Annotated in this window: 2 pseudogenes; one reads left to right on the top strand and one right to left on the bottom strand. The window is 68.3% G+C overall.

Features of this window, described 5'->3' with window-relative positions:
- Nucleotides 1–3,531: pseudogene (locus tag ROTAS13_RS25850) on the bottom strand (DEAD/DEAH box helicase family protein); the annotation flags it as partial.
- A gap of 115 nt (nt 3,532–3,646) precedes the next feature.
- Here ROTAS13_RS25850 and ROTAS13_RS28245 point away from each other — a divergent pair.
- Nucleotides 3,647–3,767, top strand: a pseudogene (locus ROTAS13_RS28245) (helix-turn-helix domain-containing protein); the annotation flags it as partial.

The raw sequence follows: 3,767 nt of genomic DNA, 5'->3' as shown, positions 1-3,767 counted from the left end.
GGCCAGCTCGGCCTCCAGCCCTGCCTTCTGCATCAGCCGCTGGTCGCCCGAGGCCAGTGCCTTGGCCATGGCGAACTGGCTGGCGCTGTCGGCCACGTCCTCCAGGCGGCGGATCGAGCGGTCGCCGCCGAGGGCCGCCTCGATAAAGCGGGCCTTGCGCTCCAGGAGCTGCCAGTTGGTCGCGTCCACGCTGCCGAGCGTGGCATAGGCGTAGATGTCGATCTCCTCGTTCTGGTTGCCCTGCCGCTCGATCCGGCCCTCGCGCTGCTCGATGTCGGACGGCAGCCATGGCACGTCGAGGTGGTGCAGCGCGGCCAGGCGTTGCTGGGCGTTGACGCCCGTGCCCATGGTCTGGGTGGAGCCGAGCAGGATCCGCACCCGGCCGCTGTTGACGTCGTTGAACAGGCTCTGCTTGGCCGCGGCCTTCTTGTAGTGCTGCATGAAGGCGATCTCGGAGGCCGGCACGCCCCGCCGGATCAGCTCGGTGCGGATCCACTCATAGGCCGAGGAACCCCGCGTCGCCGCCGCGTTCTCGGTGCCGAGGTCGGAGAAGATCATCTGCGCCGCGCCCGGGATCGGGTAGCTCTCGCCGGTGAGCGGGTTGCGGTAGGTGGTGTCGCGCGTCTCCCGCCAGATGCGATGCACGTTGCGGATCAGGTTGTTCAGCTTGTTCTCCGGCTCGTTCGCCGCATCCGGCAGCACGAAGCGCAGGTCGATCGCGGCATGCCGGCCATCGGTGATAACCGAAAGCAGGATGTCGTCGCCCTTGTTCGCCTTGCCCTTCCGCTCCTTGATCGCGTCGATCCTCTTGGCCAGCACCTTCTGATACGCCTTGAAGGTCAGGCTCGCGGGAGAGGTCAGGATCTGCCGCTTGCCGGTGCGGATCGCCGGCAGCCTGGCATAGCCGCGCAGGTCGGTCTTGCTCACCACATCCGCGACCGAGCGGAACATGGCGATCAGGTCGGCGACGTTGACGAAGTTCGCGAAGCGCGTCACCGGCTGGTAGTTGCCCGAGGGCTGGAGTTCCAGCTCGGTCACGGTATCGCCGAAAGTGCTGGCCCAAGCGTCGAACTCGTGCAGGCCGCGCTCGGCCAGGGCGTCGGGCTGCATGAAGCGCTGCAGGCTGAACATCTCGCCCACGGTGTTGGTGATGGGCGTGCCGGAGGCGAGGATCAGGTTCCGGTAGGGCTGGGTCTGCGCGATGAAGCGGGACTTGGCGTAGAGGTCCCACGCCCGCTGCGAGCCATCCGGGCTGATGCCCTTCAGGCTCGCCATGTTGGTCGCGAAGCTGAGTTTCCGGAACTCCTGCGCCTCGTCCACCACCAGCTGGTCGACGCCGATCTCGCCGATGGTCAGCATGTCGTCCTTGCGCGTGGCGAGCGCTTCCAGCTTCGCCTCCATGCGCTCCTTCAGCCGCTCCAGGCGCTTGCGGGTGATGCGGTCGTCCCTGTCGATCTTCTCCAGCAGATCGACGTAGCTCTGAATCTGCGCGTCGATCAGCCCCTTCTCGAACTGTGCCGGCGCCGGGATGAACTTGAAGGCCGAATGCGTGATGATGATGCAGTCCCAGTTGCCCGTGGCGGCGCGGGCCAGGAAGCGCTGGCGCTTTTCCTTCACGAAGTTGGTCTCGTCCGCGACCAGGATCTGGGCATTCGGGTAGAGCAACAGGAACTCGCGGCTGGCCTGCGCCAGGCAGTGGCCGGGCACCACCATCATCGCCTTGGTGATGAGCCCGAGCCGGCGCTGCTCCATGATGGCGGCCGCCATGCTGAAGGTCTTTCCGGCACCGACCGCGTGGGCGATGTAGGTCGAGCCGGTGCTGATGATGCGCCAGATCACCCGCTTCTGGTGCTCGCGCATCGAGATGATGCTGGACGCACCCGGCAGCTGCAGGTGCCGCCCGTCGAAGGCGCGCGGGACGAGGTTGTTGAAGCGGTCGTTGTAGATGCGCGACAGCCGGTCGGCGCGCTCCGCATCCTGCCAGACCCAGTGCTCGAAGGCCGACTTGATTTTGGCGAGCTTCTCCTTGGCCGCCTCGGTCTCGGCCGGGTTGATCTCCCGCCGCTCCCTCCCGTCCTCGATCCAGGTGTCGTAGATCTGCGGGATCGCGGCATTCAGGGCGTCGTCCAGCAGATAGCCGGCATGCCGCCGCTCCGTGCCCCACTCCGAGGTCGCGGCCGCGTGCCCGTCAAAGGCATGGATGTTGAAGGACCAAGAGGCGATCTCGACGGTGTGCCGAATCTGCACCGCGATGCCCATCTGCTCGGCGACGAAGGCCTCCACCACGTCGGCGGGCATCCAGGGGGCGCCGAGCCGGGCGGTGATGTCGGAGGGCTTCAGGTCCTCGGGCTGCACAGCCCGCAGCGCCGGGACGTTGCGCAGGTAGCGCGGATCCAGGGCCGCGGCGGCCTCGGCCACGGCCAGCTTGGTGCGGACCGAGCCGGACAGGTAGGCGTCCGCCGTCTCCCAGACCTCGATCCCCTCCGTGGAGAGGGCGGGATTGAGGAACACCGCGTCGCCCAACTCGGCCAGGGTCTCCTCACGCGAGCGGCCGATCAGTTCGGCGATGCGGTCGGGATCGACATGGCCGACCTCGTGCAGGGTGACGGCGAGGGCGTCGGCCGCCGAGGTGATGACCGGCTCCACGGGCGGGTGGATCACCCGCTGGGTAAAGATCGGCCCCTGCCTGGCCGTGTCGGCGTCCTCGTCATAGTCCTCGATCGAGGCCACCAGCCAGCAATCGGGGTCGTCGAGGAAGGGCGCGAGGTTCGGCCGGCGCACCGTCTCGCTCACCTCACCCGTTTCCTCATCCGTGCGGGTGGTGATGCGCGCCTGATTGATGGGCCCGAACTGCCGGACGAAGCTCTGGTACGCGGCCCGGAGGCGGATCTGGGCCTGTCCCCAGGGCTCGTTGGCCTCCTGGGCCCGCAGCACCGTCCGCACCGCGTCGCGGATCGGGATCAGGCCGCGGATGATCCGGGCGTGCTTGGCGAAGATGCCCTCCTTGTTCGTCGCCGACTTCACCGCGACCGGCACCGGCTGGCCGTCTATGACCTGCATCAGCTCGCCGCCGAGCAGGACGTAGCTGCCCTCCTTGGTGGTCGCGCCCTCGGCGGCGGTGCCCACCACGATGCGGGGCGCCTTGGCCCTCGGCGCGGCCGCCGACTCACTGACAGGGATGCGGGCCGCCGTGCCGACCGCCTCCAACGCGCGGCCGAGTGCCGCCTCCGTGTCCACCCCGCCGCGGGCACGGCAGGTGTAGGTCGGGCCGAAGGGGCTGCTGGTCCGGGCGTGCTCGCCCAGCACCATTCCGGGGTGTTCGGCGAAGTAGCGGTTCACGCTCAGCGCCTCGTCGCCGTCTTCCGCCAAGACCACCTCCGCCACCCCGTCCCACTGCAGGCTGGACGGCTCCTGGCCGGGGCGGCGCTTCTGCAGGAACAGAATGTCCACCACGACCTCGGTGCCGGCGGCGGCCTGCATCGCGCCCTGCGGCAGGCGCACGGCGCCGATCAGGTCGGCCATGCCCGCGATGTGTGGAACGGCATGGAATAGGAACCCTGTTGGAGGGGTGATCGGCGTCCAAACGGGACCCCACTGACGGCGGGGTTCACAGTGGTTCCCGGGATGATCGGGAGCCAGGGCTGGGATGCTGGTCGTGGAGACGGTGGCAAAGATCCGGCGCCTGCACCGGGTGCAGGGCAAGTCGATCAAGGCGATCTGTCGTGAGCTCGGGATTTCGCGAAAGGTGGTCCGGAAGGTTCTGCGGT

The sequence above is a fragment of the Roseomonas sp. TAS13 genome (assembly GCF_001950415.1).
In the GTDB taxonomy this organism is placed as follows: domain Bacteria; phylum Pseudomonadota; class Alphaproteobacteria; order Acetobacterales; family Acetobacteraceae; genus Roseomonas; species Roseomonas mucosa.
This window is presented reverse-complemented; position numbering and strand designations above follow the sequence as displayed.